Annotated in this window: 2 protein-coding genes; both read right to left on the bottom strand. The window is 35.8% G+C overall.

Annotated elements, in window-relative coordinates:
* Positions 1-263: 263 nt before the first annotated feature.
* Complete coding sequence (locus BN338_RS09300; protein WP_039761435.1) at positions 264-842, bottom strand: hypothetical protein; 579 nt, start codon at positions 840-842, stop codon at positions 264-266.
* 3 nt (positions 843-845) lie between these two features.
* Positions 846-1,166 carry a hypothetical protein gene (locus BN338_RS09305; RefSeq protein WP_039761437.1) on the bottom strand — a complete coding sequence of 107 codons (321 nt, stop codon included), beginning with the start codon at positions 1,164-1,166 and terminating at the stop codon, positions 846-848.
* Between the last annotated feature and the right edge of the window lie 236 nt (positions 1,167-1,402).

Here is a 1,402-nt window from a genome sequence, read left to right on the forward strand (position 1 = left end):
ACACATTAAATTCGTTATTTATCAATGTGTTGTGTGTACAATGTACAGTCAATTTGAAAATTCTGTCGCTAGCGATAGTTCGCGCTCGCCTGCCCCGCAACGAAGCCAACCCGCTGGGAAGTACCTTTCGAATTGATTTTATTGACTTTTTTTATGAAAAAATAAAGCATAGGTGATAATCTATTTTTAAAATTGCAATAAAAATATGGAATGCCTAAACTCATAAGGATATGTAAGATATAGATAAAGCTTGAGAACATGATCTAGCCTTTTTTATTAGCAGCATATTCTTGACGAGAAAGTTGTCTCTGTATATTTTTGGTTAATCTTTCATTGGCATATTGTGCAATAGCATTTGCAATCTCTGGCTTTGACATAACTTTAGCAATTGAAGGTCCTTCTTGTTTTGCAATGGGAAATTGGTTTCCATCATCTCTTTGAAACACATTCCCTCCCATTTTCAATTCAACACGCTTTGGAAAACTGCCTCCCTTGATAAAACCATGGGGTAAGATTTCTTTCTTTCCAAACAGTGTGTAAGTTACGCCGCGTTTTGTTTCGTTTGCTTTAAAAAATTTAAGAGGTATCGGTGTTCCAGAACCAATGATATCTGTCTCAAGAAACCTTGCTGTCGCTTTTTCTTTAATATAAATGCCTCTTTTGATACGCTTTATTTGGGCTGATGAGATGTCGGCAACTTGCTTTTCAGTGAAGCGTTCAACTTGTTTTGCTGCAGTGTTTAGAGCATTACGCAGAGCCCAATTGAGGCGAGGGGCTTGAAGGCTTGTGAAGGTATCTTTTACCTGTTGAAGATACCATTTTTGGCGGATGATTAATTTCAACTTTTAAGCCTTTTTTGGGTTAGATGTTGATGGCTTGGAAGCTTTAGATGCTTTTGGTTTTTCGAGAGAGGTTTCCTCTGTTACTGTTTCAGATGCTATTTGGTTGGGTTCTTTTTCTACGTGCTTAATGTGTTCAATTGTCTTGTCGGGTTTTATTTTTGTTTTGACATCAACAAAAGCTTTAGCAGCATTTGCACGCTTGAGACGTGCGTAGACTTGATTAGAAATCTCAACAAATGGATTATTAGGAGTTGAAGTTTCAAAACGAACAGTGCTTTTATTATCGCCAACAACACACATTGGCTTGGTGATGATTACTTTCATCTTCGCTCCTTTTGAGGCAATGAATTAATGACATCATTGGTTACTTAATGGCGTTTGATATTTGCAAAATAGATTAGCCTGTTTTATCAATAAAAACAGTAACCTAAGCTCTCTTAAAAGCTTAAGATTTTATCAAATTTTAGGGGATATTTTTGAATTTTAGACGCAATAAACCCACAGACAGCACGACCATTAAATAAAATTTTTTACACATTGTCAAGAGAAAAAATCTATAT

It is taken from the genome of Bartonella queenslandensis AUST/NH15 (assembly GCF_000312585.1).
Taxonomy (GTDB): domain Bacteria; phylum Pseudomonadota; class Alphaproteobacteria; order Rhizobiales; family Rhizobiaceae; genus Bartonella; species Bartonella queenslandensis_A.

What these genes read in the sequence shown, in the direction of transcription:
- BN338_RS09305 (WP_039761437.1), bottom strand. Translation starts at nt 1,166, where the DNA reads ATGAAAGTAATCATCACCAAGCCAATGTGTGTTGTTGGCGATAATAAA.